19 protein-coding genes are annotated in these 26,556 nt (G+C 66.0%); 7 read left to right on the top strand and 12 right to left on the bottom strand.

All coding sequences use genetic code 11. The annotated features are described in order from the left end of the window. A partial coding sequence (locus IEG05_RS18250) for an NUDIX hydrolase (protein WP_336509762.1) occupies positions 1 to 544 on the bottom strand: 544 nt, incomplete at its 3' end. 249 nt (positions 545 to 793) lie between these two features. Here IEG05_RS18250 and IEG05_RS18255 point away from each other — a divergent pair. Further along, positions 794 to 1,408, top strand: coding sequence for a LysE family translocator (locus tag IEG05_RS18255; RefSeq protein WP_191122491.1), 615 nt, complete (start codon positions 794 to 796; stop codon positions 1,406 to 1,408). Positions 1,409 to 1,598: 190 nt separating this feature from the next. On the opposite strand, the gene malK is transcribed toward IEG05_RS18255, so the two are convergent. The 3 genes from malK to IEG05_RS18270 form a co-directional block, all read right to left on the bottom strand. Next, positions 1,599 to 2,714, bottom strand: a complete 1,116-nt coding sequence (gene malK / locus IEG05_RS18260) for a maltose/maltodextrin ABC transporter ATP-binding protein MalK (protein WP_191122492.1) — start codon at positions 2,712 to 2,714, stop codon at positions 1,599 to 1,601. Between the two features lie 82 nt (positions 2,715 to 2,796). Continuing rightward, on the bottom strand, positions 2,797 to 4,425 hold the full coding sequence (locus tag IEG05_RS18265) for an alpha-glucosidase (protein WP_191122493.1): 1,629 nt from the start codon (positions 4,423 to 4,425) through the stop codon (positions 2,797 to 2,799). A 150-nt stretch (positions 4,426 to 4,575) separates the two neighbouring features. Then, complete coding sequence (locus IEG05_RS18270) at positions 4,576 to 5,124, bottom strand: sugar O-acetyltransferase (RefSeq protein ID WP_046621549.1); 549 nt, start codon at positions 5,122 to 5,124, stop codon at positions 4,576 to 4,578. A 175-nt stretch (positions 5,125 to 5,299) separates the two neighbouring features. Here IEG05_RS18270 and IEG05_RS18275 point away from each other — a divergent pair, with 175 nt between their 5' ends. Beyond that, positions 5,300 to 5,923, top strand: a complete 624-nt coding sequence (locus tag IEG05_RS18275; protein ID WP_191122494.1) for a glutathione S-transferase family protein — start codon at positions 5,300 to 5,302, stop codon at positions 5,921 to 5,923. A gap of 45 nt (positions 5,924 to 5,968) precedes the next feature. Here IEG05_RS18275 and IEG05_RS18280 read toward each other — a convergent pair whose 3' ends face one another. From IEG05_RS18280 to malE (IEG05_RS18300), 5 genes are all read right to left on the bottom strand, one after another. After that, a complete protein-coding gene (locus IEG05_RS18280) occupies positions 5,969 to 6,397 on the bottom strand; it encodes a hypothetical protein (RefSeq protein WP_046621545.1) in 429 nt (142 codons plus the stop codon). Positions 6,398 to 6,532: 135 nt separating this feature from the next. Then, the gene (gene malT, locus IEG05_RS18285) at positions 6,533 to 9,280 is read right to left on the bottom strand and encodes an HTH-type transcriptional regulator MalT (RefSeq protein ID WP_046621543.1); all 2,748 of its coding nucleotides are present in this window, start codon (positions 9,278 to 9,280) and stop codon (positions 6,533 to 6,535) included. A 106-nt stretch (positions 9,281 to 9,386) separates the two neighbouring features. Further along, positions 9,387 to 10,277, bottom strand: a complete 891-nt coding sequence (malG, locus tag IEG05_RS18290) for a maltose ABC transporter permease MalG (protein ID WP_041016053.1) — start codon at positions 10,275 to 10,277, stop codon at positions 9,387 to 9,389. 10 nt (positions 10,278 to 10,287) lie between these two features. Next, complete coding sequence (gene malF / locus IEG05_RS18295; protein WP_191122495.1) at positions 10,288 to 11,853, bottom strand: maltose ABC transporter permease MalF; 1,566 nt, start codon at positions 11,851 to 11,853, stop codon at positions 10,288 to 10,290. Between the two features lie 67 nt (positions 11,854 to 11,920). Continuing rightward, a complete protein-coding gene (gene malE, locus IEG05_RS18300; RefSeq protein ID WP_046621538.1) occupies positions 11,921 to 13,108 on the bottom strand; it encodes a maltose/maltodextrin ABC transporter substrate-binding protein MalE in 1,188 nt (395 codons plus the stop codon). 252 nt (positions 13,109 to 13,360) lie between these two features. Here malE (IEG05_RS18300) and IEG05_RS18305 point away from each other — a divergent pair, with 252 nt between their 5' ends. Both IEG05_RS18305 and IEG05_RS18310 read left to right on the top strand, forming a co-directional pair. Further along, on the top strand, positions 13,361 to 15,445 hold the full coding sequence (locus IEG05_RS18305) for an alpha-amylase (RefSeq protein WP_191122496.1): 2,085 nt from the start codon (positions 13,361 to 13,363) through the stop codon (positions 15,443 to 15,445). Positions 15,446 to 15,501: 56 nt separating this feature from the next. Continuing rightward, the gene (locus IEG05_RS18310; protein ID WP_046621532.1) at positions 15,502 to 16,593 is read left to right on the top strand and encodes a protein kinase family protein; all 1,092 of its coding nucleotides are present in this window, start codon (positions 15,502 to 15,504) and stop codon (positions 16,591 to 16,593) included. 43 nt (positions 16,594 to 16,636) lie between these two features. Here IEG05_RS18310 and IEG05_RS18315 read toward each other — a convergent pair whose 3' ends face one another. Together IEG05_RS18315 and mta are read right to left on the bottom strand one after the other, a co-directional pair. Then, on the bottom strand, positions 16,637 to 18,667 hold the full coding sequence (locus IEG05_RS18315; RefSeq protein ID WP_191122497.1) for a methyl-accepting chemotaxis protein: 2,031 nt from the start codon (positions 18,665 to 18,667) through the stop codon (positions 16,637 to 16,639). A 153-nt stretch (positions 18,668 to 18,820) separates the two neighbouring features. Then, positions 18,821 to 20,476 carry a glucan 1,4-alpha-maltotetraohydrolase gene (gene mta / locus IEG05_RS18320; RefSeq protein WP_191122498.1) on the bottom strand — a complete coding sequence of 552 codons (1,656 nt, stop codon included), beginning with the start codon at positions 20,474 to 20,476 and terminating at the stop codon, positions 18,821 to 18,823. Positions 20,477 to 20,863: 387 nt separating this feature from the next. On the opposite strand from mta, the gene IEG05_RS18325 reads away from it, so the two are divergent. The 3 genes from IEG05_RS18325 (at position 20,864) to malE (IEG05_RS18335) (ending at position 24,492) form a co-directional block, all read left to right on the top strand. After that, the gene (locus IEG05_RS18325) at positions 20,864 to 22,156 is read left to right on the top strand and encodes a maltoporin (protein ID WP_191122499.1); all 1,293 of its coding nucleotides are present in this window, start codon (positions 20,864 to 20,866) and stop codon (positions 22,154 to 22,156) included. 122 nt (positions 22,157 to 22,278) lie between these two features. Beyond that, positions 22,279 to 23,202, top strand: coding sequence for a MalM family protein (locus IEG05_RS18330; RefSeq protein ID WP_125896809.1), 924 nt, complete (start codon positions 22,279 to 22,281; stop codon positions 23,200 to 23,202). A gap of 48 nt (positions 23,203 to 23,250) precedes the next feature. Next, a complete protein-coding gene (gene malE / locus IEG05_RS18335) occupies positions 23,251 to 24,492 on the top strand; it encodes a maltose/maltodextrin ABC transporter substrate-binding protein MalE (protein ID WP_046621518.1) in 1,242 nt (413 codons plus the stop codon). A gap of 197 nt (positions 24,493 to 24,689) precedes the next feature. On the opposite strand, the gene IEG05_RS18340 is transcribed toward malE (IEG05_RS18335), so the two are convergent. Then, a complete protein-coding gene (locus IEG05_RS18340) occupies positions 24,690 to 26,531 on the bottom strand; it encodes a nitric oxide reductase activation protein NorD (protein ID WP_044315384.1) in 1,842 nt (613 codons plus the stop codon). Positions 26,532 to 26,556: the final 25 nt, after the last annotated feature.

Below are 26,556 nucleotides of genomic sequence, written 5' to 3' on the forward strand. Positions count from 1 at the left end.
GATTAGGACTTGCCACTGTTCTGCGGTGCGGTGTTTTCTCATGGAAATAACCTCGCGTTGTTGAATGCGAGGTCACTCTAGGGCGGAAGTCAGCGGGATGGCAGGATGTCTTGGAATGAACGCTTACGCTGCACTGACGATCACTTAAGAGAGCGCCCAGAAGTTCAGGCAGCCACTCAGGCTTGAATAGGGGTGCGGCCTGGTCTTGCATTTCGTTCAAGCTCCACCACTTCCATTTCTGAATGGTGCTCTTTTCTTCTTCGGTCCATTCTGCCGCGAATACGCTCGTGTCCGCCGGGCACTCGACGAGGAAGTACTTCTCCAGCCAGCGCGCCGGTGTCGAGCGTGCTACGGCATATACCTCATCTCGTTCTTTCAGCAGCTTTCCGACGTGAAGCGTTAGGCCGGTCTCCTCATACAGCTCCCTTGCTGCTGCATCGGCGTAGCTTTCGCCAGGTTTTAGCTCGCCCCCGGCGGTCGCCCAGAAGGGCGCTTCGCGCTCGTCTTTGTACAAGAAAAGTAAAAGGCGTCCATCAGCATCCACGATGAACAATCGAGAGGATCTTCTGAGCTGCATTCCTACCTCACTGTCTCCGAGCGAATACGTCATAACCGACGCGAAGTACCAGATTACCGCGGTTCTCGCGGGGCAACGGAGCCCAGCGCTCAGATCTCGAAACTTCACAGCAGCGGCCTTCGACGAGCCATGCAATGCGGTAAGCGCCCGGTTGGGGCGGTGCCCGTCAATGCTCTATGCTGGTTCAGTCGATCAGCCCCTTATCAAGGAGCCCAAATGCCCAGCCTCGAATATCTGATTACCTGCCTGGTCGTCGTGCTGATGCCCGGCGCGGGGGTGATATATACGGTTTCGACGGCGCTGATGCACGGCCGTCGCGCCGGTATTCTGGCCGCGACAGCCTGTACGCTCGGGATTCTGCCGCATCTGCTGGCGACCATTCTCGGTGTCGCGGCGATCCTGCATTCCAGTGCGCTGGTCTTCGAGACTCTGCGCTATGCAGGTGCCGCCTACCTGCTCTATCTCGCCTACGCGACCTGGCGTGACCGCTCTGCGCTGGCGGTGGGTGGCGATAGTGAACCACTCAGGGTTCGATCATTGGTTGCGAAGGCGCTGCTGGTCAATCTGCTGAATCCGAAACTGACCATTTTTTTCCTGGCCTTCCTGCCGCAATTCATCCGGCCGGGCGCCGGCGATGAGCTTGGGCAGCTGCTCGTTCTCAGCGCGACTTTCATGCTGATGACATTCGCCATCTTTACTGTCTACGGCGTGCTGGCGCACGCCCTTCGCAAGGCGGTCATCGAATCGCAGCGCGTTCAGGCCTTGCTGCGCAGGGGCTTCGCGGCATCATTTGCCGGTCTCGGTGTAAACCTGGCCTTGGCCGACAGATGAGCCCCTGGCCTCTGACGCGACCGAGCAAACGCCACGGCAACGGTTCTAGCGTCACCAATCAGGCGGACCGTGCGTCTCTGTATGACGCCGGCACTGAGCAGCCTGAAGGAGCCGTTTTACCGCACTCGATCAGGCGCAATTAAAGCTGGCCTAGCAGAACCCTGCCGCCAGTCCAACGGTGCGGTTTCACTCACCCATAAATCGCCGGCTCCCGATAGTGCCGGGCGCAGGCGTCGCCGTTTTCACGGAACAGGTGGCATTTGTCGGCTTTTAGCCCGGCGGCGAAGGTTTCGCCTTCGGTGACACGCAGATTGCCGTCGACGCAGAGGGTGATGACGTCCTGCAGGCGCTCCAGGGTGAGGTAGAGCAGGTTGTACTGGCCCAGCCGTTCGGCCACGGTGATCTGGCCGTGGAAGGTGAAGTCGGCTTCGTCCGGCATGACGAAGTGTTCGGGGCGGATGCCGAGGGTGAGCGGGTCGCCAGCGCTGACGGCGCTGCCATCCACCGGCAGGGTCAGTGGATAGCCGCTGGGCAGTTCCACGGTGACGGCTTCCGGGCTGGCGGAGATGGCGCGCACCTCGACGAAGTTCATCTGCGGCGAGCCGAGGAAGCCGGCAACGAAACGGTTCTGCGGATAGTGGTACAGGTGCAGCGGTTGGCCGACCTGGGCGATTTCGCCGGCGTTGAGCACGACGATCTTGTCAGCCAGGGTCATGGCTTCGACCTGGTCGTGAGTCACGTAGATCATGGTGGAGCGGATGCGCTGGTGCAGACGGGCGATCTCGATACGCATCTGCACGCGGAGGAAGGCGTCGAGGTTCGACAGGGGTTCGTCGAACAGGAACACCTTCGGCTCGCGGACCATGGTGCGGCCGATGGCGACGCGCTGGCGCTGGCCACCGGAAAGGTCCTTGGGTTTGCGTTCGAGCAGCTTGTCGAGCTGCAGGATTTCCGCGACCGCCTCGACGCGGCGCGCGATCTCGCGCTTGTCGACGCTGGCGAGCTTGAGGCCGAAGGCCATGTTCTCCGCTACCGTCATGTGCGGGTAGAGCGCGTAGGACTGGAACACCATGCCAACCGAACGATCCTTGGGCGGCAGGTCATTGACCCGCTGGTCGCCGATCAGCAGATCGCCCGAGGTGATGTCCTCCAGCCCGGCGATCAGTCGCAGCAGCGTGGACTTGCCGCAACCGGATGGGCCGACGAAGACGACGAACTCACCGTCTTCGATATCCAGATCGATATGCCGGGTGATCGGCGTACCGTCGTAGCTCTTGCAGATGTCGCGCAGCGTGACACTGGCCATCGTTGTTGTTCTCCGTTGGATGCCGCCAAGCTCTCGTTATCTGGTGCAGCGGCGGGCCAACCCCACCGCTGCCGGATCTCCCTCAACCCTCGAGACGCACATAGCCGAAACCATGGGCCGGCAGGCGCGCCCATTGCCCATCGTATTCGGCGAAACTCGCCGGCACGTCCACCAGCGGCACCGCCTGCCCCGGCAATTCGTAGCTGCGCGGCAGATCGCCGAGGTTGAACAGGCACAGCCAGACCTCCCCCCCGAGCCGGCGCTCGAACACCAGCAAGGCGTCGTCATGGTAGACCATGCGGATGTCACCCTCGATCAGCAGACGCTGCTCGCGCCGCCAGCCGAGGAAGCGCCGGTAGCAGTTGAGCATCGAGTGCGGATCGGCTTCCTGCGCCGCCACGGAAAGCGAGCGGTGCGAGTCATCCACCGGCAACCACGGCTGGCTCCCGGTAAAGCCGGCATGATGCGCCTCGCTCTGCCACGGCATCGGCGTGCGGCAACCGTCGCGGCCCTTGAATTCCGGCCAGAAGGTAATGCCGTACGGATCGACCAGATCTTCGTAGCGCAGTTCCGCTTCCGGCAGGCCCAGCTCCTCGCCCTGATAGAGGCAGACACTGCCGCGCAGGGACAACAGCAGTGCCATCAGCAACCGGCCACGCTCCGGGTCGGGTCGGCCATTGAGCGCCCAGCGCGTCATCACCCGGACCACGTCGTGGTTGCCCATGGACCAGCACGACCAACCGTCCGCCAGTTCGCGCTCGATGCCTTCCACGGTGTGGCGGATATAGGCCGGGCTGCACTGCTCGGTGAGCAGGTCGAAGGAATACGCCATGTGCAGCGTATCGCCGCCGCTGGTGTAGGCGGCCATGGTGCGCAGCGACTCGTCGCAGCCGATCTCGGCCACCGAGGAGGCGCCGGGGTAGCGCTGCAGCAGGGCACGCAGACGACGGATGAAATCCATGTTTTCCGGCCGTGTCTTGTCGTAGATGTGGCGCTGGTAGGCGTAAGGGTTGTCGATACGCACACCGATGCTGCCTTCGCGAATCTCGGTATTCGGCGGGTTGTCGCGCAGTTCGGCATCGTGGAAGTAGAAGTTCGCGGCATCCAGGCGGAAACCGTCCACGCCCAGCTTGAGCCAGAATTCCATGTCGTCGAGCACCTGATCCTGCACGGCCGGGCAGTGGAAATTCAGGTCCGGCTGGCTGGAGAGGAAGTTGTGCAGGTAGTACTGCCGGCGCCGGCTGTCCCAGCTCCAGGCCGGACCCCCGAACACCGACAGCCAGTTGTTCGGCACAGTGCCGTCCGGCTTCGGATCGGCCCATACGTACCAGTCGGCCTTGTCGTTGTCGCGGCTGGAACGGCTTTCGACGAACCACTGATGCTGGTCGGAAGAATGGTTGAGCACCTGATCGATCAGCACACGCATGCCGCGCTCATGACAGGCTTCGACTAGCCGGACGAAGTCGTCGAGGGTGCCGAACAGCGGATCGACGCCGCGGTAGTCGGCGACGTCGTAGCCAAAATCCTTCATCGGCGAAGTGAAGAAGGGCGACAGCCAGATGGCGTCGACGTTGAGGCTGGCAATGTAGTCCAGCTTGTGCAGCACGCCGGGCAGGTCGCCCACGCCGTCGCCGTTGCTGTCGAAGAAACTACGTGGGTAGACCTGATAGATCACCCCGCCGCGCCACCAATTCTGAAGTTGCTCGGACATGCCACGTTACCTATGAGTGACCAGTGAAGATGTGGCCACTCTAGGTGCGGCATCCGGTCGCAACATCCTCCGGCGGCGGGCTGTTGCAGGCGTAAGGGCCGGGCGTAGACCGCCCGCTGGCCGAGGGCGTAGACGGCGACAGCGAGCCGGTCAGCGCATTCGCGCCGGGTTGCCGACCACCGTGGCGCCGGCCGGCACGTCACGGGTGACCACGCTGCCGGCGCCGATCACCGCATCGTCGCCCACCGTCACGCCCGGCAGGATGATCGCCCCACCACCGACCCAGACGTCGCGGCCGATATGGATCGGCCGGCCGAACTCCACGCCCGAGCGGCGCGCCTCGGGATCACGCGGATGGTCGGCGGTGTAGAGCTGCACCGCCGGGCCGATCTGCGCGCCGGCGCCGATATGCACCTCGACCACATCGAGAATCACGCAGTTGAAGTTGAGGAAGGCGCCCTCGCCCAGGTGGATGTTGTAGCCGTAGTCGCAGTGGAACGGCGGGCGGATCACCGCGCCGGCACCGACCGCAGCCAGCCGCCCGGCCAGCAGCGCCCGACGCTCGTCCGGCGAGGCCGCGAGCGCCGCGTTGTAGCGCACCATCCAGGCCTTGGCAGCGGCCTGATCGGCGAGGATCTCCGGGTCACCGGGGTAGTACAGCTCGCCGGCCAGCATCTTCTGCTTCTCGCTCATCGCCATGGCAACGCCTCCATCTCTGAAGGCCCGAGGGTGCCACAGCCTGGCGCTGCGCTCCTCCTCCCCCGCCCGGCGGCGAGCGGGCGAGGCGATGGACGGTTCGGCCCGGCGCCTTCGCATCCACCGGCGGGCTCGACTAGGGTTGATGCACCGTCCAATCGCCTCTGGAGCACTGCCTGTGAAACTGATCGGTCGCTACATGTCGCCTTTCGTCCGCCGCGTCGGCGTCAGCCTGCATCTGTTGGACGTACCATTCACCAACGAACCGCTCAGCGTCCTGACGGATAGTCTGAAGATTCGCGGATACTCGCCGCTGGGTCGCTTGCCGGCGCTGGTGCTGGACGATGGCCAGGTGCTGATCGACAGCAACGCCATTCTCGATTATTTCGATCAGCAGGCGGGCGCCGAGCGCGCACTGCTGCCGCTGTCCGGCCCCCAGCGCAGCGAGGCGATGAACCTGCTGGCCTTCGCCGTCGGTGCCTGCGAGAAAACCGTGGCGGCCTACTACGAACGCGATCGGCGGCCAGAAGGACTGGTCTGGGACGACTGGTATCGCCATTGCGAGGACCAGGCGCGCGGCGCGCTGGCATTGCTGGATGCGCACCAGGCCGAGCGCGGCGAGCGGCCCTTGCTCGGCGAGCGCATGAGCCAGGTGGATATCAGCGCGGTGGTCGCCTACGACTTCGCCCGCCTCACCCTGCCCGACACGCTGGCGCCGGACGGCGCCTCTCCGCATCTGGCCTCAGCGTCGCAGCGCGCCAACGCCCTGCCCGCCTTCGCCCAGACGCAGTGGAAGGGCTGAGCGAGGTCCTGCAGTCCAAGCGCTATCGGCGCATTGCCGGTGAGTTCAGTGCGGCGCGCGAACCTGGGCCACTACCTCGTCCAGAGTGGGGTTGGCCTTGCCCATGCCATTGAAGAACACGGCGGGAATGCCACCGTTTAGCACCGCGACTGTGCGCTGGAGCTGCGCCTGCTGCTCGGCGTTGGGGTTGTTCGTCTCGGTAGTGAAGTGACTGGAGCGTTGCACCGCGATGCCCATACGGGACAGCCCGGCCGCCAGCTCGTCGGCCCGCCGCGCTTCATCAGAAGGGCAGTTGACCGGTGCGAAAACCATCACCACACCCGGGCGTGCACCACCGGGCATCGCCACCGGGATAAACCCCGAAGGGCTGCTTGTCGTGCTTGCCTGGAGCAATGCCTCCTGCTGATGGCCGCTCCATAGCTTGTAGCCAAGGCCCAGGACGGCGGCGAGAAGCAGCACGCGTGTCAGGCTCATGGGCGGCCTCCGCCGTACTGTGCTGCGCCATGCGCGTAACAGCTGGCTCGCTGGTTGGTCTTCATCATCCGCCACATCCCTGTTGTGCTGTACGGCCGCGAGCATAGCCGCTCGCATCGGCGGCGGCGAGCGGGCCTAGTCGCCCTGAATCTTGCTCAGCAGGTCGCGTGCCAGCTGCACCGCTTCGCTGCGATGGGTGATGTTGAGCTTCTGATAGAGGCTGCGGATGTGCGTCTTGATGGTGGTGGGCGCGACGTTGAGGTGATCGGCGATCTGCTCGTTGGACTGCCCGGCATGGATCAGGCTCAGCACCTGCCATTCGCGCCGGGTCAGCGGTGAACGGCGAATCAGCTCCGGTACGTCGGGGCGGTTGATGATGTCCTGGATCACCGCTTCATCGAGGGTGATGCGGATGGCGCGGCTGAAGTCGCGCTGCTGCTGCGCCAGCTGGATCAGCCGCGTGGCGCGCTGGGCTTCCGGCTCGTCGAGGGTGCGCTCATGCAGCAGGCTCTTGAGCATGCCGATGATCGGCTTGCCAACCCGCAGGAAGCTGCCGATGGCACCGCTGCCGCTGGCCAGGGTCATCGCCCGTTGCAGGTGATCGAGTGCCTGCTGGCGCTCTTCGCGCAACCAGTGCAGCTGCGCCAGGAGGATGTGGTTGCGGTTGCGATCCATCACCAGGCCGTGGCGTTCGGCGTCGGTCAGCAGCTGGCGCAGGATTGGCAGCGCGCTGTCCAGCTGGCCGAGCGTCACATGGGCGCGCGCGTGGTTGCGTGCGTTGAGCTGGGAAAAGTGGTTGGCGCCGGCGCTGACCGGTGGCGCGCTGATCAGCCATTGACGAATCGCCTCGCGATCCTGGCTGGAATCCCAGTAGGCAAGCATCACCGCGTGGGCGTTGGCCAGCCAGTCGATGTGGTAGCGATCATCGGCGAGCATCGCCTGCATCTGACTGATGTAATCGGCACAAGCGCTCTGCTGGCCGCGGGCGTAGGCGACGCCGGCCAGCAACGTGTGGCTCTGCAGGCGCCAGCGCTGGTCGCCAAGCTCGTCGAGAATCTGGATGCCCTGCAGCGCGCATTGCTCGGCGGCGTCCAGCTGATGCCACTCCAGCAGCACCTGGCCGCGCACCCGATAGATGAACTCGGCAATGGGCGTGGCACGCAGATGCTGCTGTTCGATGTACTGGATGGCCCGTTCCTGCAGGGTGTAGGCCTTCTGCAGATGCCCCTGGGCGATGGCGATCTCCGACAGTTGGCCGAGGCTCCAGACCACCAGGTGCGAGGCATTGATCTCGCGAGCACGGCGCTCGGCTTCCTCGTACTGCTTCTGCGCCTGTGGCAGTGCGCCCTGAACGAAGTGCACCTCGGCCAGCCCGGACATCGCCGCCACGCGCGAGGTGCGCATGATCAGCGGCTCGCAGGTCAGCGCCTCCTGGGCCAGGGCGATGGCGCGCTGCTCGTCGCCCTGGTTCATCGCCACCTGCGCGCGCACCGCATTGAATTCGCAGACGATGCGCGCCCAGTCCTGCTCGGAGCAGCTGCGCTGCAGGGCCAGCTCGGCGGCCTTGAACCAGCGCTCGACGTGATCGAACTGATAGGAATTCTGCGACACCCAGGCTTGCAGCAGGGTGAGCAGCGGCGAGCCGGCAATCACGGTTTCCGGCAGGGTTTCCAGGGATTGCTGCAGCAGCCCGAGCTGGCCCTGGCGGTAGAAGGCGCGCCCGTGGCGCTGGAGTATTTCGGCGACCTGCTGCGGATCGCCTGCCTGCACCGCGTGGCGTGCGGCCTCCTCGGGCAGATTCTCGGCCAGCAGCGCTTCGGCGGCACGCAGATGCAACTGGTTGAGCCGCTGCGGCTGGAGGGTGCGCAGCTCGCCCTGCAGGAACACGGCGAACAATGGATGGTAGCTGTACCAGCGGCGCAGGCTGTCCAGCGGTTGGATGAACAGGCCGCCACGCTCGAGCCGTTCGAGCATCTCGCGACCGTGGCAGGCTTCGGTGAGGCGGTCGGCCAGCGCGGCATCGAAGCGGTCGAGCAGGCAGGTGGCTTCGAGAAAACCACGCAGGTCTTCGGGCAGGCCCTCGATTACCTGTTCGCGCATGTAGTCGCGGATGTCGGGGTGGCCGATCAGCAGGTTCTCCAGAAACAGGTCCATGCCGCGGCTGGTCTGCACTTCCTGCAGCGCCAGCTGCAGTGCGCAGGGCCAGCCACCGATGCGCCGGTTGAGCCGTTCGACCTGCTCGCGGTTGATGTTCACCGGCACGCCCAGCTGCAGCAAGGCCTGCACCTCGTCGTCCTCGAAGGCCAGCTGACGGGCATTGAGCAGCAGCAGCTGATGCTTGACCCGCAGCTCGGCGACGCCCAGTTCCGGCAGGCGACGGCTGCACACCAGCAAGGTCATCCAGCAGGGCATGTGGCGCAGGAAGAAACGCAGCCCGGCAATCAGCTCGCGCTCGTGCAGGACCTCGAACTCGTCGAGCACGATGAGAATTGCCTCGTGCTCGCCCGGCAGCTCGGCCAGCAGCTGGGTGAACAGCGCATCCAGCGACACCTGCCCCTGCTCGGCGAGCGCAGCGGACAGCGGGCAACCGGCATCGAGCTGGCGATCCAGCGTCTGGGTCAGGTAGCGGCCGAACTGCAGCGCCAGATTGTCGCTGGCATGCAGCTGCAGCCAGGCGACGCGGCCATCGAAAGCCCGCGCCCACTGCGCCGCCAGAGTGGTCTTGCCGAAGCCGCTGGCCGCGTGCAGCACGGCCAGACGTACCTGCGGCAGGCGCAGCTGCCACTCGTCCAGGCGCGGGCGTTCGAGCAGGCCCGGCGGCAGCATGGGGATCGCCAGCTTGGTGGGGATCAGCGGCAGCAAAGCTGGCATCGAGGCATTCATGGACGGCTCCCTGTTTTCGTTCTTATTGTTGTTTTTCTCGTGGCCTGGCGCACCGGCTCGCATGGTTCCCGCTCCCCGGTCTCGCGCCCTGTTTCGCTACGTTTCCTCAGCCCTTCACACCGCCCGCCGTGAGGCCGCCGACGATCCACTTCTGGCAGTAGAGGAACACCGCCGTGATGGGCAGTCCAGACAGAACCGCCGCCGCAGCAAAATCACCCCACAGGTAGTTCTGCGGATAGAGGTACTGCTGCGCACCGACCGAGAGGGTCAGCTTGTCGACATCCATCAGCAGCACCGAGGCGATCGGATATTCGGTGACGCTGGTGATAAACGCCAGGATGAACACCACCGCCAGGATCGGCACGCTCATCGGCAGCAGGATATGGAAGAACGCCTGCCAGGTGGTCGCACCGTCGACGATGGCGGCTTCCTCAAGCGACGCATCGATGCTTTCGAAGTAGCCCTTGATGGTCCAGATATGCAGCGCCATGCCGCCCAGCGAGGCGACGATCACCGCGCCGTGGCTGTTCACCCCGAGCCAGCTGACGTGCTGGCCGAGCTGGTCGAACAGCGCGTAGATGGCCACCAGCGAGAGCACCGGCGGGAACATCTGAAAGATCAGCATGCTCTTCAGGATCGGCGCCTTGCCGCCGAAACGCATGCGCGCGAAGGCGTAGGCGCTGGTGGTCGACAGGAGCAGGATCAGCACCGAGCTGGCCAGCGCGATCTTCACCGAATTCCACAGCCACAACAGCACCGGGAACGGCGGCTGGGTGACGCTGCCGTCGTCATGGGTGTAGGGGATGCCGAGAGCCAGCGACCAGTGCTCCAGGGTCGGGCTCTCGGGGAACAGGCTGCCGGTGGCGAAGTTGCCTTCGCGGAAGGAAATCGAGATCACCATCAGCAGCGGAAAGAGGATCACCGCAACGAACGCCAGCAGCGCCGCGTGGGTTGCCCACAGCCGGTAACGGGCGGATCTGGGTTGCACCATGGCCATGTGGGTCTCCTTATACCTTCACTTTCGAGAGTTTGAGGTTGAGCAGCGCCATGGCGCCCACCAGCAGGAAGATCATCGTGGCAATCGCCGCGGCCAAGGCAAAGTCCTGCCCGGAATCCTGGAAGGCGATGCGGTAAGTGTAGCTCACCAGCAGGTCCGTGGTGCCGGCCGGGGTGGTCGCACCGATGATGTCCGGGCCACCGCGGGTCAACAGGGTGATGAGCACGAAGTTGTTGAAGTTGAATGCGAAGCTTGCGATCAGCAGCGGCATCAGCGGCTTGATCAGCTGCGGCAGGGTGATGCGCAGCAGGTTGTCCAGCGGACTGGCGCCGTCGATGGCCGAAGCCTCGTACTGATCCCGCGGGATGGCCTGCAGGAGCCCCATGCACAGCAGCAGCATGTAGGGGTAACCGAGCCAGGTATTGACGATGAGGATCATCGTGCGCGCCAGGGCCGGATCACTGAACCAGTCCGGGCGCATGCCGAACAGACTGTCGAGCAGCAGGTTGATCTCGCCGAAGTTCTGGTTGAACAGGCCGCGGAACACCAGGATGGAAATGAATGCCGGCACCGCATACGGCAGGATCAGCATCAGCCGGTAGAACGCCTTGCCGCGCACCAGCTCCCATTGCAGCAGGCTGGCCAGCACCAGGCCAACGGCGAGGGTGAAGACCACCGTGAGGCCGGCGAAGGCGAAGGTCCAGGCGAATATCTGCATGAAGGGTTCGCGGATGCTCGGTTCGGTCAGAACCCGGGAAAAGTTGGCGAAGCCGGTGAACACGGTAAAGCCCGGTGGCACCGCCTTGCCCGCCTCGTCGACATAGAAGCCGCGCTCCATGTCGGCGGTCAGCCGCGCGCCGCTGCGGGTGTTCACCAGAACGCCGGGGCCATCCTGACGATAGACGGGTTGCACGGCGGCGACTTCACGCAATCCGTACAGGCGCAGCAGGCTGCCATCCGGCACCTGCATCACCCATTTCTCCAGGGCCTTGCGCCGCTGGATCACCTCGCGCAACGCCAGCGCATCGCCCAGCCCCTCGACGCTTTCGGCCGGCTGCAGGAGCAGCGGCGATTCGGCGTCCGGCTCGCCGGTCAACGGCGGGCTGACGAACACGCCCTGCTCGCCCTTGTCGATGCGCAGGCGCTCGCCCTCCGGGCTCGGGTGCAGACTGAAGCGGAAGCGCTCGCCAGCCAGGTAGGTCTGGCTCAGGTGATATTGCTCGACCTGGGCCTGACTCAGCAGATTGGTGCCACTGTAGTTGGTGAAGCCAATGCCCACCGTATAGAGCAGTGGAAAGATCACGAAAACCAGCATGCCCGCCACCGACGGGAAGATGTAGCGCTGCGCGTACATGCGCCGGTTGATGAACAGATAGCTGGCGATGCCGGTGACCACCAGCCCGAGCAGAGCGAAGGCCATCTGCTTCTGGACGTAGAGCGCGACCACCAGATACAGCGCGAAGGCGTTGAAGGCCAGCCAAAGCAGCCAGCGCAGGCCGGTGGTCAGGGAGCGGGGCAGGCCCCGGGAAGTCGAACGGGTCATGGCAGGGCTGGGCAACTCGGCACGGGCATTCACGGGAGAAGAACCTTTATGAACGGAGCTTAGTCTGCCGGCGCGCCTGTACAGGCGGCCGGCGAGCGGTTCAACGGGTGATGCGCTTGGCGGCATCGTCCAGGGCGGCGTCGACATCCTGTCGACCGGAAGAGATGTTGGTCAGCGCGGCAGCCATGGCCGACCAGAACGCCCCCATCTCCGGCACGTTGGGCATCGGCTCGCCCATCTGGGCGTTCTCGAATGTCGCCTTGATGTGCGGGTTGGCAGACAGCTCTTCCATGTAGGCGGTATTGGCCACGGCGCCCAGCGGCACGTCGGCATTCACCGTCTTCAGACCCTCGACCTGCAGCAGGTAGTTCTCGAGGAATTCCACGGCCAGGTCCTTGTTCGGGCTGGCCGCATTGAGCAGCGCCGCGGCGACACCGACAAAGGGCTTGCTCGGCTCGCCATCGACCGCAGGGATCGGTGCCACGCCGAAGTCGATGCCGCTTTTCTCGATGTTCGACCAGGCCCAGGGGCCGCTGATCATCATCGCCGAGTCACCCTTGTTGAAGGCCGCTTCGGCCACGCTGTAATCCGCGCCCTTGGGCATCACGCCCTTGTCGATCAGATCGCGCAGCACCTGCGCGCCGGCCTTGGCGCCGGCGTTGTTCACCCCGGTGGATTTGACGTCGTAGCCGCCGTCGGTCTGCTCGAACACGTAGCCGCCCTTGGCCGACAGCAGCGGCCAGGTGAAGTAGGTGTTGTTGTAGTCCCAGAGAATGGCGCGCTTGCCCTGCGGGGCGAGCTTCTCGTTCAGCGCCAGGACGTCGTCGAAGCTCTTCGGCGGGGTGTCGACCAGGGCCTTGTTGTAGATCAGGCCGATGGTTTCCACCGAGATCGGGTAACCCCACAGCTTGTTGTCGTAGGTCACCGCCTGCCAGGCGAAGTCGGCGATGCCCGACTTGGTCTCGGCGCTGGGGGTGACGGGGGTGAGCAGGCCGCTCTTGGCCCATTCGCCGATGCGGTCATGGGCCCAGATGAAGATGTCCGGGCCGTTGCCGGTGGCCGCTGCCTGCTGGAACTTGTCGGTGGCGCTGTCCGGGTGGGCCACTTCCACGGGAATACCGGTCTCGGCGGCGAACCGCTTGCCAACCTCTGCCAGGCCCTTGTAGCCCTTGTCGCCGTTGATCCAGACGACCAGCTTGCCTTCTTCGATCGCTGCCAGCGCCGGCAGCGGCAGGCTGAAGGTGGCCGCCAGGCCGACAGTGGCGATACACCAGAATTTCTTGTTCATGCTTCGCTTTCCTCGTGGCTTCTTATTAGTTGTTCCACCTGCTGCCGGCCTGAGGCTCTGACAGTCGTTCCATCCTCGGCGCGTCCCGTGCCATGTGCATCCTCCTCCCCGAGGGGGCGGAGGGCGTAGAAGCGGGGCGTAGATCAGCCGTCGCAACGGCACAAAATACGCCATCAGCCTCGGGTTTACGCCTATACCCGGCTGCCAACGCGCGGTCAAATGTAGCGAAAAAGCATAATGGAGCCACATTTGATGCGAGCCCACTGGTTATCCGCCCTGCCGCTACTGTTCGGCCTCGCCCTGCCCTTGTCCAGCCTCGCCGCTCCCGAACTGAGCGTTCGCCTGAACGACCAGCCGCTGTCACCGAACTGGAACGCCCTGGCAGCCGATCGCTACGACACGGTGCTGGAACTCAAACCGGGTCGGCTGCACCTGGTGATGCCGCAAGCAGGCGTCGAAAACACCGCGCTCGCGCCGTTCCGTCGTCAGCCGCTTGGCAAAGACAGCGCCTACCGCTACGAAGTGCCCGAGGCCGGACGCTATCGCTTGATCGTCGAGACCGGCGCCTCAGCGGCGCTGCGTCTGCTGCCAGTCAAGGCCGCCGAGCCGAAGGCGGCTGCGCCGGCCTGCCGGGTCTGGGACGGCGGCGCGGTGAACGTGGCGGTTGGCGACGTGTTCCGCGATGGCCAGACCCTGCGCGACGCGCTGTCCGGAGCCACGGCGGTCGTGCGCAACGGCCAGGTGACACTGCAACCCGCCGCCGGCAGCGACGGCCTCTTGCTGCTCGAAGCTGCCGAGCCGGCCAAACCGGCACCGCGCGACTGGCGCAACGCCACGGTGTATTTCGTGCTCACCGACCGTTTCGCCAACGGCGACCCGAGCAACGACCGTAGCTATGGTCGCGAGCCAGACGGCGCCGACGAGATCGGCACCTTCCACGGCGGCGACCTCAAGGGGCTGACCGAACGGCTCGACCATATCGCCAGCCTCGGTGTCGATGCGCTGTGGATCACAGCGCCCTACGAGCAGATCCATGGCTGGGTCGGCGGCGGCGATGGCGGCGACTTCCGCCACTACGGCTACCACGGTTATTACGCGCTGGATTTCACCCAACTCGACGCCAACATGGGCGACGACAACGACCTGCGCGCCCTCATCAGCGCGGCCCATGCTCGTGGCATTCGCGTGCTCTTCGATGTGGTGATGAACCATCCTGGCTATTCGACCCTGCAGGACATGCAGCAACAGGGTTTCGGCGCCCTGCGCGACGGCATGGCCGACTACCTGCCCGAGCAGTGGAGCACCTGGCAGCCGGAAGCCCACGAAAATCTGCACGCCTACCACAACCTGGTGGACTATGAGCACCCGAGCTGGTCTGCCTGGTGGGGCCGCGACTGGGTGCGCGCCGGCATCGCCGACTATGACACGCCGCCCAGCGCCACGGTTGATCCGATCAAGGGCTCGCTGGCCTTTCTGCCGGATTTCCGCACCGAATCTGAGGCGGTCGTCGCGCTGCCCGAGTTTCTCGCGCGCAAGGCGCAGACCCGTGCCGAGCCGCGCGAGGGCTATCGCGTGCGCGACTACCTGATCGAATGGCTGACACTCTGGGTCCGCGAATACGGTGTCGATGGTTTCCGTGCTGACACCGTCAAGCACGTCGAGCCATCGACCTGGGCCGAATTGCGCACCGCTGCCGAGCGCGCGCGTGCTGACTGGGCGCGCGCCAACCCGGACGATCCCATGGCCGACGAGCCGTTCTGGATGGTCGGCGAAGTGTTCGGCCACGGCCCAGAAGCCAGCGACTATCTCGACCAGGGCTTCGATGCGCTGATCAACTTCGACTTTCAGGGGCAGGCCGTGGCTGCCAGTGATTGCCTGGCCGCCGCCGAACCCAGCTACGCCGACTACGCCAGGCGCCTGTCCGCGACGCCCGGCCACAACCTGCTGAGCTACGCCTCGTCCCACGACACCGCGCTGTTCAACCAGCTGGCCAAGGGCGACCTGGCGCGCCAACGCGGCCTCGCCGCCGCCCTGTTGCTGGCGCCTGGCGCGGTGCAGATCTACTACGGCGACGAAAGCGCCCGCGCCTTCGGGCCCACAGGTTCGGACCCCTTCCAGGGCACGCGCAGCCCGATGAACTGGGACGAACACGAGCGCCCGGAGATCGCCGGTCTGATCGATTACTGGCAGCGGGTAGGCCAGTTCCGCGCGCGCCATCCGGCGATCGGCGCGGGTACGCATCGACTGCTGTCGTCCGGCCAGCCCTATGCCTTCGCCCGCACGCTGGGCGACGACCGCATCGTCGTCGTGCAGGCCGGTGCATCGCTCACCCCCTGAATCGCCCGCCCCGGGCCGCAGCCCGGGACGCAGCCGCCCCCTGCCTGGAGCCCGCAATGAACGCAACCCTGAACCCGCGCCAGCAGGCGCAGCTGGCCTTTGTCGCCAGCGGAGCGGAACTGCAAGTCGGCCAGCCGCAGGACTGCCCGTTGCCGCTGGCCACGCTGGTCGCCACCGACGGCAGCGAACCCTATGTCAGTCGCACGCTGTCCGGCGGGCTCACCGCCCACGTCTACCGGATCGAAGCGGCCGGCCGTAGCTGGACGCTCAAGCGCGCCCGCGAGCGCTGCCTGGTGCAGAACGCCGATGGCCAGACCTCGTTTCTCAACGAGGTCCAGCGGCGCGCCGACCTGCGCGCGCTGAAGGCCCGGCCCGAGCTGGCCGAGCCGCTCGCCGGAATCGTCGACACCTGCTATGCGAGTTTTCGTCACGGCGTGCTGCTGTCGCCCTGGATCGACGGCGAGGTCGTCGGCGACTGGGATGAAACGCGCCTGGCAGACCTGTTCGACTGCGTCATCACGCTCGCCTCCGCCGGCCTGTTCGAGTGGGACCTGTGCCCCGGCAACGTGCTCGACGACGGCCGCATCCGGCTGTTCGACTTCGGCTACCTGTACCGCTTCGATCCGCTGCGCGAGTTCAACAGCGATGGCCTTGCCTGCCCAGGCTTCCACCCGGTCGAGCGTTTCGAAACGCGGCAGTTCTTCGCCTGGCTGCTCGGCCAGGAGGCACTCGGCAGCGCCCGTGCGCTGGCGGCGTTCCGCCTGGAGAAGGCGATCGCCCTGGACCGCTACCGGCGCTGGCGGGCCGAGCTGGCCGACCGCGGCGCCAGTCCGGCCGTGCTCGAACGGCTGGACCGGCTGATCGACAGCTGGCGCACCGCCCTTGCCGGCTCGGCCGAGGCGCTCTACCTGCGCGAGGCCTGGCGCTCGCATCGCCTCGACCTGGCCGACGATCTCGACGGCCAGACCTGCACGCCGCAAACCCTGCAGCGCCTGGCCTGGCTCCGGGAAACGGTTGGCGCACGCCATGCCGACCTGCTCGCCGCCGACGCCCTGGCCCACGAGCGGGCCCCGCAACGCGCCGCCCTGCTCGACGAGCTGCGCCGCGCCGAAGCGCAGGCCATCGGCTGGCAGGTCCCGCGGGCCTAGGCCAGACGGGGACGACCGGGCCATCGCCGCCGCCCGGTCGCGTTCAGGTGCGGTAACGCGCGCAGAGCGCCTGCTGCTCGGCGGACATGCGCGCCTGGCGTTCGCTGCTGTCGCTGATCGCCACGACGCTGTCCATGTGCAGCTCGGCCGCGGCATCGATCGCATGCATGCCGCGCGACACTTCTTCGGCGGCGAGCCGTTGCTGGCCGGTGGCCGAATCGATTTCCCGCGACATGGCGGCGATGTGCTCGACCTGGCTGCGGATTTCCTGCATCAGCCGGTCGGCCTGCCCGACCTGATCGAGGGTGCCCTGCATCTGCGCGCGACTGGCCTCCACCGAACGCACCGCCGAGCCGATGCCCTGGGCCAGGCGTTCGATGCGTTGCTGGATCTCGCCGGTCGATTGCGCCGTGCGCCGGGCCAGGCCGCGCACCTCGTCGGCGACCACCGCGAAGCCACGTCCCTGATCACCAGCGCGCGCCGCTTCGATGGCTGCATTGAGCGCCAGCAGGTTGGTCTGCTCGGCAATCGCACGGATCACATCGAGAATCTGCCCGATCTGCTCGCTCACCGCCTCCACGTTGGCGATCTCGGCCACGCTGGTTTCCAGCTGCTCGGCCAGGGCTTGCGTGCCGATGCGGGTCGCGGCCATCCGCTGGCTGCCCTGCAGGGTCAGTGCCTCGACACTGCCGACCCGCGTGGCCGTCTCGCCGGCATGCTGCGCCACCTCGCCAAAACTGGTCTCCAGTTCGGCCAGACTGACGGCGAGCGCCCCGATGCTGCTGCGTTGTTTCTCCAGCCCGGCACGCGCCTGGCTGCAGGCCTGGGCATTGCGGCGGGCAATCTGGTCCTGTTCGTCGGCGTTGCGCCCGAGCTGGGCCAGTGCGTCGCGCAGACTACCGGCGACCCGGTTGACCCAATCACCGACACGCCCGAACTCGTCTGCGCGCTGGTACTCGCAGCCGCCGCGCAGATCACCGTCGGCCAGGTGCTGCAGGCTGCCGCTGACGGCCGCCAGGGCCATGCGCATGGTACGCCCCAGCCACAGGCCCATGGCCAGCGCCACCGCGATCGACAGCCCGGCCATCGCCAAGAGGCCGGCCACACCCTGACGATAGGTCTGCGCGGCCAGGCCCAGTTGCCTGTCGCTGGCCCGCTGGGCGCTGGCGATGAGCGTGCCGATGTCCTCGCGTGCCTGGTGCTGCAGGTGACCGAGCTGCAGTTTCTGCTCGCGGTTGGCCTGCTGGTCGGACAGCCAGGCGTAGTACTGCGCCACCGCGCCATTGCCGGGCACAGCCAGTTGCTGCTCGATGGCGGCAAACGGCGCCTGGAAGCTGTGCGCGTAATCGGTACGGCTGTCCTGGTGCGGTTCCAGATCGAGGAGAACGTTGTCCAGCTTCTTCTGCAGGGCCGGCAGCCGCTGCGCGATCTGCGCACCGGCTTCATCGAGTGCCTTGATCGAAGACACGCCGATGGCATCGAACAGCAGCGCCTCGACCTGCTCGAGCGGGATGATGAACTGCTTGATGGAATAGGCGACCAGCTCGTCGCCAGTCACGAACTGCGCCTGCAGCAGGTCCTGCTTGAGCCGCGAGAACTGCAGCTGCAGATCGCGCAGCGCGACGGCGTTGCGCCCCACGCGCGCGAGCAGGTCGCGCTGCGCATCGATCAGCGCCAGGCTGCGGCGGTCGAGCTCCGGCAACAGGGCCGCCAGACGCTGCTTGGTCTCGGCGTGTGCCGGCGTCACCCGCTCCAGCTGGGCGAACAGCTCGAGGGCTTGGTCCTGCAGCGTGCGATGCCGGCCGACATAGCCGTCGAGCTGGTCAGGCCGGTCCTCTGCCAGGGCGTCGGAAAGGTTCTGCGTCAGGCTCTGCAACGTACCGAAGAAGCTCTCGCTGACCAGCAGACGCGACGCGGTCGACGAGATTTGCTCGGCATTGCCTTGCAGGAGGCCGATGGCAACCAAGCTGGTGCCGGCTACCAGCATCAGCAAGGCCACCAGCGCGGCGATCAGCAGGTACAGCCGGGCCAGGAAGCCAAGCCGGAAAGGGGTCGAGCGGGTCTGGGCCAACATGAACAGCTCCTGATACGACAGCGCAGCGCGAAGGCTTTTATGGTTGTCGTGCCAGCATCGGCGGCCCGGCCCGTCGCCGGCCTCCTCCCTGCCCACCCTGGGTCGGGAGGAGCCGCCCGGCGTAGGCGTAGCCGAGGCCGGGCGGGCGTGTCGTCAGAACGAGCCGCTGGTGCTCGCGCCGGCGGCGGCCTGGACCTGGTTGTTGCCGCCCGATTGCCACTGACGCACCAGCGTCGCGTCCGCCTCGTTGCGGATCAGGCACTTCCATTCCACGTTCTGGCCGGCTGGCAGGGCGATGCTGCCCTTCCAGGTCGGATAGCTGCTGGTGTCGGTCAGCCGCACCGCGGAGGCCGGGCTCCAGTTGCCGAGCTGGCTGACGTTGCCCACCGCGTAGACGCTGTCGCCCATCTGCGTCACACCGTTGTCGCAGCGGAAGTTCACATTGACCAGACCTCCCTCGCCGCCGTCATTCCCGCCGCCATCGCCGCTACCGCTGCGCCAGACGCGCACCTCGCCGTTGCTGGCGTTGACCGCCTCGCTGAAGCTGCCGCTGGCGACCTGGCCGGGGTTGGCCAGATCGGAGTTGAGCGCCACCACCAGGGTCTGCTGGCTGCCGCTGACGGTAGCGACCAGGCCGCTGTAGCCGCTGTGGAAGCTGATCGCCGAATCGGCACGCACACCAGCGGCGCGACGCACCTGGATCAGCTGGCGGATGAAGTCGCCGTAGCCCCAGTCGTACATGTGCGACCAGTAGACCACCGGAGTGCCGGGACTGGTGAGGATGTAGGCGTAGGCCTGGCGAATCAGCCCGTCCTGCAGCGCCCAGTGGTGCTGCCCGCCGTTCTGTCCGGGCGAGTAGCCGGTGTCGTGGTTGTCGACGAAGGTCACCGCCACCTCGCGCCAGCGCGGGTCCGGGTTGCCGTTAAGGCCGTTCTTCCAGTCGGCGACCGAGCCGTTCTGCATGCGCTCCTTGAGGGCGAAGTCGAACACCGGGCACTTGGCCCGATCGGACCAGTCCTTGATGATCTGCTGCCAGCTCGCCGTGTTGCGCCAGTCCCAGCTGGGATATTCAGAAGGGCCTTTCCACAGCTCGCCGACGCAGAAGCTGTTGTCGGCACTGTCGGTCATCCAGCTGTTGACCCGCTCCGGGGCGAAGCCGCGGACGAAATCGAAGCGGAAGCCGCCGGCGCCGTAGCCGCTGCGCAGGTTGGCGAGCTCGTCGCGGAACATGCCATAGACCTGCGGATGGCCGGTGTTCAGGTCCGACTCGCCGCCGATGAAGCGGTCACCGTCGTCGCAGTCGTTGGGGTAGTTGCCCGGGTCGGCGCAGTCGTTGCGCCAGAAGCCCTGGCCGGCCGGCAGGTTGATCTCCTTGTCCGGGTAGCCGCGGTTCATGTGATTGGGCACCACATCGTAGAGCACCTTCACCCCGGCGCCACCGAGTGCGCCGGCGGCCTGGCGCAGCTGGGCGTCGCTGCCGTAGCGGCCGTTCTTGTTGAAGTCGTGCCAGAAGTAGCCTTCGCCGCCGCCGGACTTGCCGCCGTCGGTCCAGCTGGAGAAGTCACGCCAGGGCACCGGCATCCAGATTGCCGAGAAGCCGTCGGCGGCGATCGTCGAGGCCTGCTGGCGAAGGATGTTGTACCAGTCGTTGGGCGCTTCGCGGACGACGTTCCAGTGGAAGCCCTGGAGGATGATTTCGTCGCCGCCGTGGTAGCGCACGCCGGCCGGGCTCTTGCCGGCCTGGTCAGCGAGGGCGGGGAACGGCAGCAGGATCGCCGCCAATACGGCGGCACGTAGGATGTGGCTCATCGCAATACTCCGGTTCTTGTGCTTGTTCGGGTATCCGACGGCAGGGCCGCCAGACGAGGATGAACGCCGGCCGGGTCTTCGACCGGCACCCGCAGGCTGCCCCTGCGCGCCCCCGTCACCAACCTCCCCCGCCCCGTTGCAGGCGGCGTAGTGGCCAGGCCGAAGGCCCCTGGCAATCATCTGCGCCCCTCCCGTCTCATCCCTGCCCCGGGGATTACGCCGTTCTCATCCCTGGTACGCCCTCACCCTGCGCCAACAAAATCCGCTGCCGGGAGGATGCCGCCCCCTGCCCTTTCCCCGAAGCTTCTGCCACCGAGCTGCGCCGCCCCTGGCTGGCAGCGACGGCGTGATCGATTCGGCATTAACAAGAAAAACAAGGACCTCGTCATGAAGCACACCGTGCACCCCCTGTTCGTCCTCAAACCCGCCTGCCTGCTTGCCGCCCTGCTGGTCGGCGGCCCGGCCATGGCGGTCGATTTCCACGGCTATCTGCGTTCGGGCGTCGGCGCCACGGCCGGCGGCGGCGACCAGGCCTGCTTCCAGGCCGCCGGCGCTCCGGCGAAATATCGTCTGGGCAACGAATGCGAAACCTACGCCGAGATCGGCCTCGGCCAGGAGGTGTGGAGCGAAGGCAACCGCAGCTTCTACGTCGACAGCATGATCGCCTACCGCTCCGACCAGGGTAACGACTGGGAAGCCGGCGGCACCGATACCGACGGCGGCGAGAACAACCCCTTCGACGAGGCCGGCACCACCTCCATCCGCCAGTTCAACGTGGTCGGCAAGAACCTCATCCCGAGCCTGCCGGGCGCGGCGATCTGGGCCGGCAAGCGCTACTACAAGCGCCACGACGTGCACATCAACGACTACTACTACTGGGACGTCTCCGGCCCCGGCGCCGGTATCGAGGACATCGACCTGGGCTTCGCCAAGGCCAGCGTGGCGTGGATCCGCAACACTGACGGCGACTGGGTCTATCAGGGCTCGGGCACCGGCACCAACCTGGCCAACGACACCCTCGACTTCCGCCTCGCCGAGATCGACGTCAACCCGGGCGGCAAGCTGGAAATCGGCTACGACTACGGCAAGGCCAACCTCACCGACGAGCAAGAACGCGACCCCGGCTACGAGGACCAGAAGGGTCATCTGGTCACCCTTGAGCACACCCAGAGCGACTGGTTCGGCGGCTACAACAAGCTCGCCCTGCAATACGGCACCGACGGCATCATCGGCAGCAGCGGGCGCAACAGCACCGGTAACAGCGACGGCAAGATGTTCCGCCTGGTCAACCAGGGCGTGGTGGGCCTGAGCGACAACATCGAGATGATGTACGTGCAGATCTACGAGGACCGCGACTTCGACAACGACTCCGGGCAGACCTGGGCCAGCTTCGGCGTGCGCCCGGTGTACAAGTGGAGCGACGTGATGAGCACCGCGCTGGAGTTCGGTTACGACCGCGTCGATCCGCAGGCCGACGGCGAACGCAGCCGCGACCTGAAGAAGCTCACCCTCGCCCAGCAGTGGTCGGCCGGCAACAGCTTCTGGGCGCGCCCGCAGATCCGCGTGTTCGCCACCTACGCCAAATGGGACGGCGGCCGTTACCAGGCGGCCAGCGAGTCCATCGATGCCGGCGACGACGACGGCCTGACCTTCGGCGTGCAGGCCGAAGCCTGGTGGTAAGCCGCAACGTTTAAGTGCCGTCGCGGACCGACCGCGACGGCTCCCCTTCCGCTCCCACCGTCCAGACGGTGCCTTTGCCCCGACGCTGGCAGGTCGGGGCATTTTTTGTTCGGAGAACCACCATGCATCGGATGTTATTTCTTGCCGCCGGGCTAGCCGCCCTGACGGTTGCCGGCTGCAGCAGCGAGCCGTTGCGCCGGGTCGACGCCCTCACTGCTACCCCGGCGCCGCTGCAACATTCGGTCGAGCAGGCGCGTGATGCGCTGGCAGCCGCCCCGACCTGCTGCAGCAGTATCGACCAGCTGCCCTTCCAGCCACTCGAGGCCGGTTTCACCGGCGACGTTCTGATCGACACACAGGCGCCGGCCTACAACTTCGAAACCGGCAAGAGCTTCTTGCGCGCCTTCACGCTGCCAGCTGGCGGTCCATCATTCGAGATCCGCCTCTACAGCCAGGCCGGCAGTAGCGTGCTGGCGCCCAACGCCATGCTGCTCGACAGCCGCATGCGTCCGACCCGCCTGCTGGATGGTGACGACTTCGCCTACGTACCGCCGACCGGGCTCAAGGGCGACAGCCTCGATGCGCGCATTCGCATCGATCGCTCCCAGCCCGAGCACCCGGGCAACGAGCGCTACCTGATCCTCTACACCAGCGACGCGCAAATGGCCGGCCAGACCGTGCTGCAGCACCCGGCCAAGGCCTACGCCAAGGCGCTGGGCAACGAGCCGCCGAGCATCCCCGACCCGGTGGCGAAGCACTCGCCAGTAGGCATGATCCGGCTGGTGATGATCCCCGACAGCGCCGCCGGCTCGACCGCCAAGGGCTACGTACCGGGCTACAGCATCGGCCAGGAGATGGGCAACGAACTGCCCGCCGCGCCGGCGCCGACGGTGCTGCCGGAGACCTCGGCGTACTACCGCCAGGCGATCGATGCGGCACTGGCGCAGAAGGACCTCGAACGCGCGCTGCGTCTGGCCGACGAAGCGACGCGAGTGGGTGACAGCGGCGCCAAGGGGTATCTGCTGGAGCGCATCCAGATCAAGTGACCGCACACGGGGCGGCTCGGACGCCCCGACACAACGCAGGATGCAGCGATGACAACTATAAGATCTGCCTTGATCCTCCTGACCATACTTCTCAACACTCCCGCATTGGCGCTGGAGCGCGATGCCCTGAAGATCTGGATCAACCAGGACAAGGGCTACAACGCCTTGGGCGAAATCGGCCAGGACTTCAGCAAAGCCAGCGGCATTCCAGTCACCGTCGCCACCCCCGAGGATCTCGCCGTCCAGTTCGACCGGCTGGCGACGACCAGCAAGGGGCCGGACATCGTCATCTTTGCCCATGATCGTTTTGGTTCCTGGATCAACAATGGCCTGCTCGCGCCGGTCACCCCCAGTCCGGAAGCCCTGGCGCGTGCACCAGCCTTCGCCTGGGAAGCGATGACCGTCGGCAATCATTACTACGGTTATCCGCTGGCGACCGAGGTGGTCGGCCTGATCTATAACCGCGACCTTGTGCCCGAGCCACCCAGCAGCCTGGCGGAGGTCGAGGCGCTGGACCGGAGACTACGTGCCGAGGGCAAGCGCGCCATCGAATGGGACTACCGCAACCTCTACTTCTCCTGGCCGATCATCGCCGGCAGCGGCGGCTACAGCCTGAAGAAAACGAACGGCATCTACGACCTTTCTGACATCGGCCTGAACACCCCCGGCGCCATCGAGGGCATGGAGTCGATCAAGCGCTTGCTCGACAACCAGACCTTGGACTCCGGCGCTACTTACCAGAGCATGATGGAGGGCTTCAAGGCGGGACGTACGGCGATGATCATCAACGGCCCCTGGGCCTGGAACGAAGTACGTCAGGCCGATATCCGCTTCGGCATCGCCGACATTCCCACCGCCGACCCAGCACGCAAAGGCAAGCCGTTTGTTGGCGTACTCGCTGCTGCGATCAACAGCAACAGCCCGAACAAGGCCGCGGCCCATCGCTTCATTGAGGACTACCTGACCAGCCCTGATGGCCTGGCGCGGATCCACGCAGAAAAGCCTCTGGGCGCAGTGGCCAACCTGGCGCTGATGGAGCGTCTGCGTCACGACCCGCTGATAGCGCACACCTATGCCTCGGCACAGGCGGGCGAAATCATGCCGGACATCCCAGAGATGAAGCGCTTCTGGGCGCTGGTCACGCCGCGGATGGAGCCGATGCTCAACGGTCAAAAACCCATTGCGGAAACCCTTACCCATATTGCTGAACGACTGGCAAAGGGAGCTCAGATGCAGTCATGGCGCCGCCGCCACTACCCCTTGAGCCCTGATGTGGCCGAGCAGAAATAACGCATGGCCAATGTTGGAGGATGGTTTGCGCACGGGGCGAGGCTCGATTAGCCGCCCCAAGTTCGCTCAACCCCATCAGCCCTCGCTGCAGTAGGGCTGCAGACCGGCCGAGCGGCGATACGCTTCGCGAAGGCGATGATCACCCGCTACGGCGCCAGCGTTCCGATACGACGCACATCGTGCATCTCTCTTTGCGATCACGACTGGGTCAGCTGCTTGTACAGCTGCGGCAGGCGGAACGGCAGCTGTTGCGGCTCCTTGATCAGGGTGTAGCCGTTGGCGCCGAACATGTACGGCAGATAATCACCGGCCTCGCGGTCGATGGTGATGCAGAACGGCAGCAGACCCTGCTTGCGCGCTTCCATGACGGCCTGGCGGGTATCTTCGACGCCGTAGCGGCCTTCATAGAGGTCCAGATCGTTCGGCTTGCCGTCGGTGACCAGCAGCAACAGCTTGCGCCGCTGCTTGCAGTTGCCAAGCAGCTCGGTGGCCTGGCGGATGGCCGCACCCATGCGGGTGTAATAGCCGGGCTTGAGCGCCTGGATACGGCCGCGGGTTTCATCGCCATAGGGCTGGCGGAAGCTCTTCAGCTCCTGCATGCGCACCTGCTGGCGACGCAGCGAGGAGAAGCCGTACAGCGCAAAGGGATCGCCCACCGCCGACAGTGCTTCGCCGAACAGCAGCAGGCTGTCGATGACCACATCGATCACTCGGTGCTCGTTGTCCAGATGCGCGTCGGTGGACATGGACAGGTCGGCCAGCAGCAGGCAGGCCAGGTCGCGGCGATTCTGCCGTTGTTCCATGAACAGGCCGCGTTCGGCGCACTGGCCGTTCTGCCGCTCGACGTGAAAATCGAGCCAGGCCTGCATGTCCAGTTCGGAACCCTGGGGTTGCTGACGCAGCCACTGGCGGTCGTTGCGCAAGTGCTCGAACTGCCGGCGCAGGCGCCGCGCCAGGGGCGACAGGTGCAGCGGCAACGGCTTGGCCTCGGCGCCGCGTGGCAGCATCAGCTGCAGGTTGACGAAATCCTTCTGCAGGCACTGCTTGCGATAGTCCCACTCGGGCAGCTTGATGCCTTCGCCCAGCGGCACATCGTCGAAATCCGCGGCCGGCAGGTCCAGGTCCAGCTTCAGTCCGCCGCCCTGGCGCATACGCTGACGGGACAGCGCCAGCTCGTCGAGATCCTCGGCGACACGGGCTGCGTCCAGGTCCTCGGTGTCGTCGCCGCAGCGGTCCAGCTCGATGTGCTCGGACCAGCTGAACAGGTTCTCCAGACGGAACAGCAGCAGGCCACCCTTGCTGGAGCTCTCGCCCACCCGCCGGGCGCGCTTGCGCTGGCGCGATTCGCCGCCGGGTGGGGTTTCCAGATTGCCCTCACCCTCTTCGGCGCGCTGGGCGGCCTGGGGTTCACCAAGATTGTCCGCCGGATACAGCCACAGCGGCAGCGGCCAGGGCGCGCGCTCGCTGCGTGGAAACTGGCTGACGCTGCCCGGCTCGCGCAGGGCCTGGCACAGCGCCGCTTCCAGCGCGGCCTCGGCCTTGGGCAGCTGGCTCGGGTCCGGGCGCAGCTGCAGATGGGCTTCGACCAAGCGCTGATAGCGCGGGCGCATGGCCGGAAAATGTTCAAGGATTGCCTGCGTCCAGCGCTGGTTGTCGCGCGCCCAGTGGCGCATCGGCCCGGCCTGCGCGGCGAGCAGCGCCAGCCAGCGATACAGATCCTGGTTCAGCGAGGTTTCCGGATAGACCGCCAGGCTCTGCGGCAACCGCAGGTTACTGGCGTCGCACCAGGCCACCGGCAGTTGCTTGCAGGTGCCGGCGACCTGCTGCAGCAGGTTGCGCCGCACGAGCATGTCACGCGCGCTGGCGGCTTCGACGCCGACACCGCTGGCGCCACCCATGGCGCGGAACAGCAGCGACAGCGGCCGCTGCATGCTCTCGAGATCGACCCGTGCTTCCGGAAAATCCGGGTTGGCGCGACGGGTGATGAAGCGGTGCCAGACACTACCGACCCACTCTTCCACTTCGATGGTAAAGGCCATGGCGGTTACTCCGTGCAGGCACTGA

This window comes from Stutzerimonas kunmingensis, from assembly GCF_014764705.1.
GTDB lineage: Bacteria > Pseudomonadota > Gammaproteobacteria > Pseudomonadales > Pseudomonadaceae > Stutzerimonas.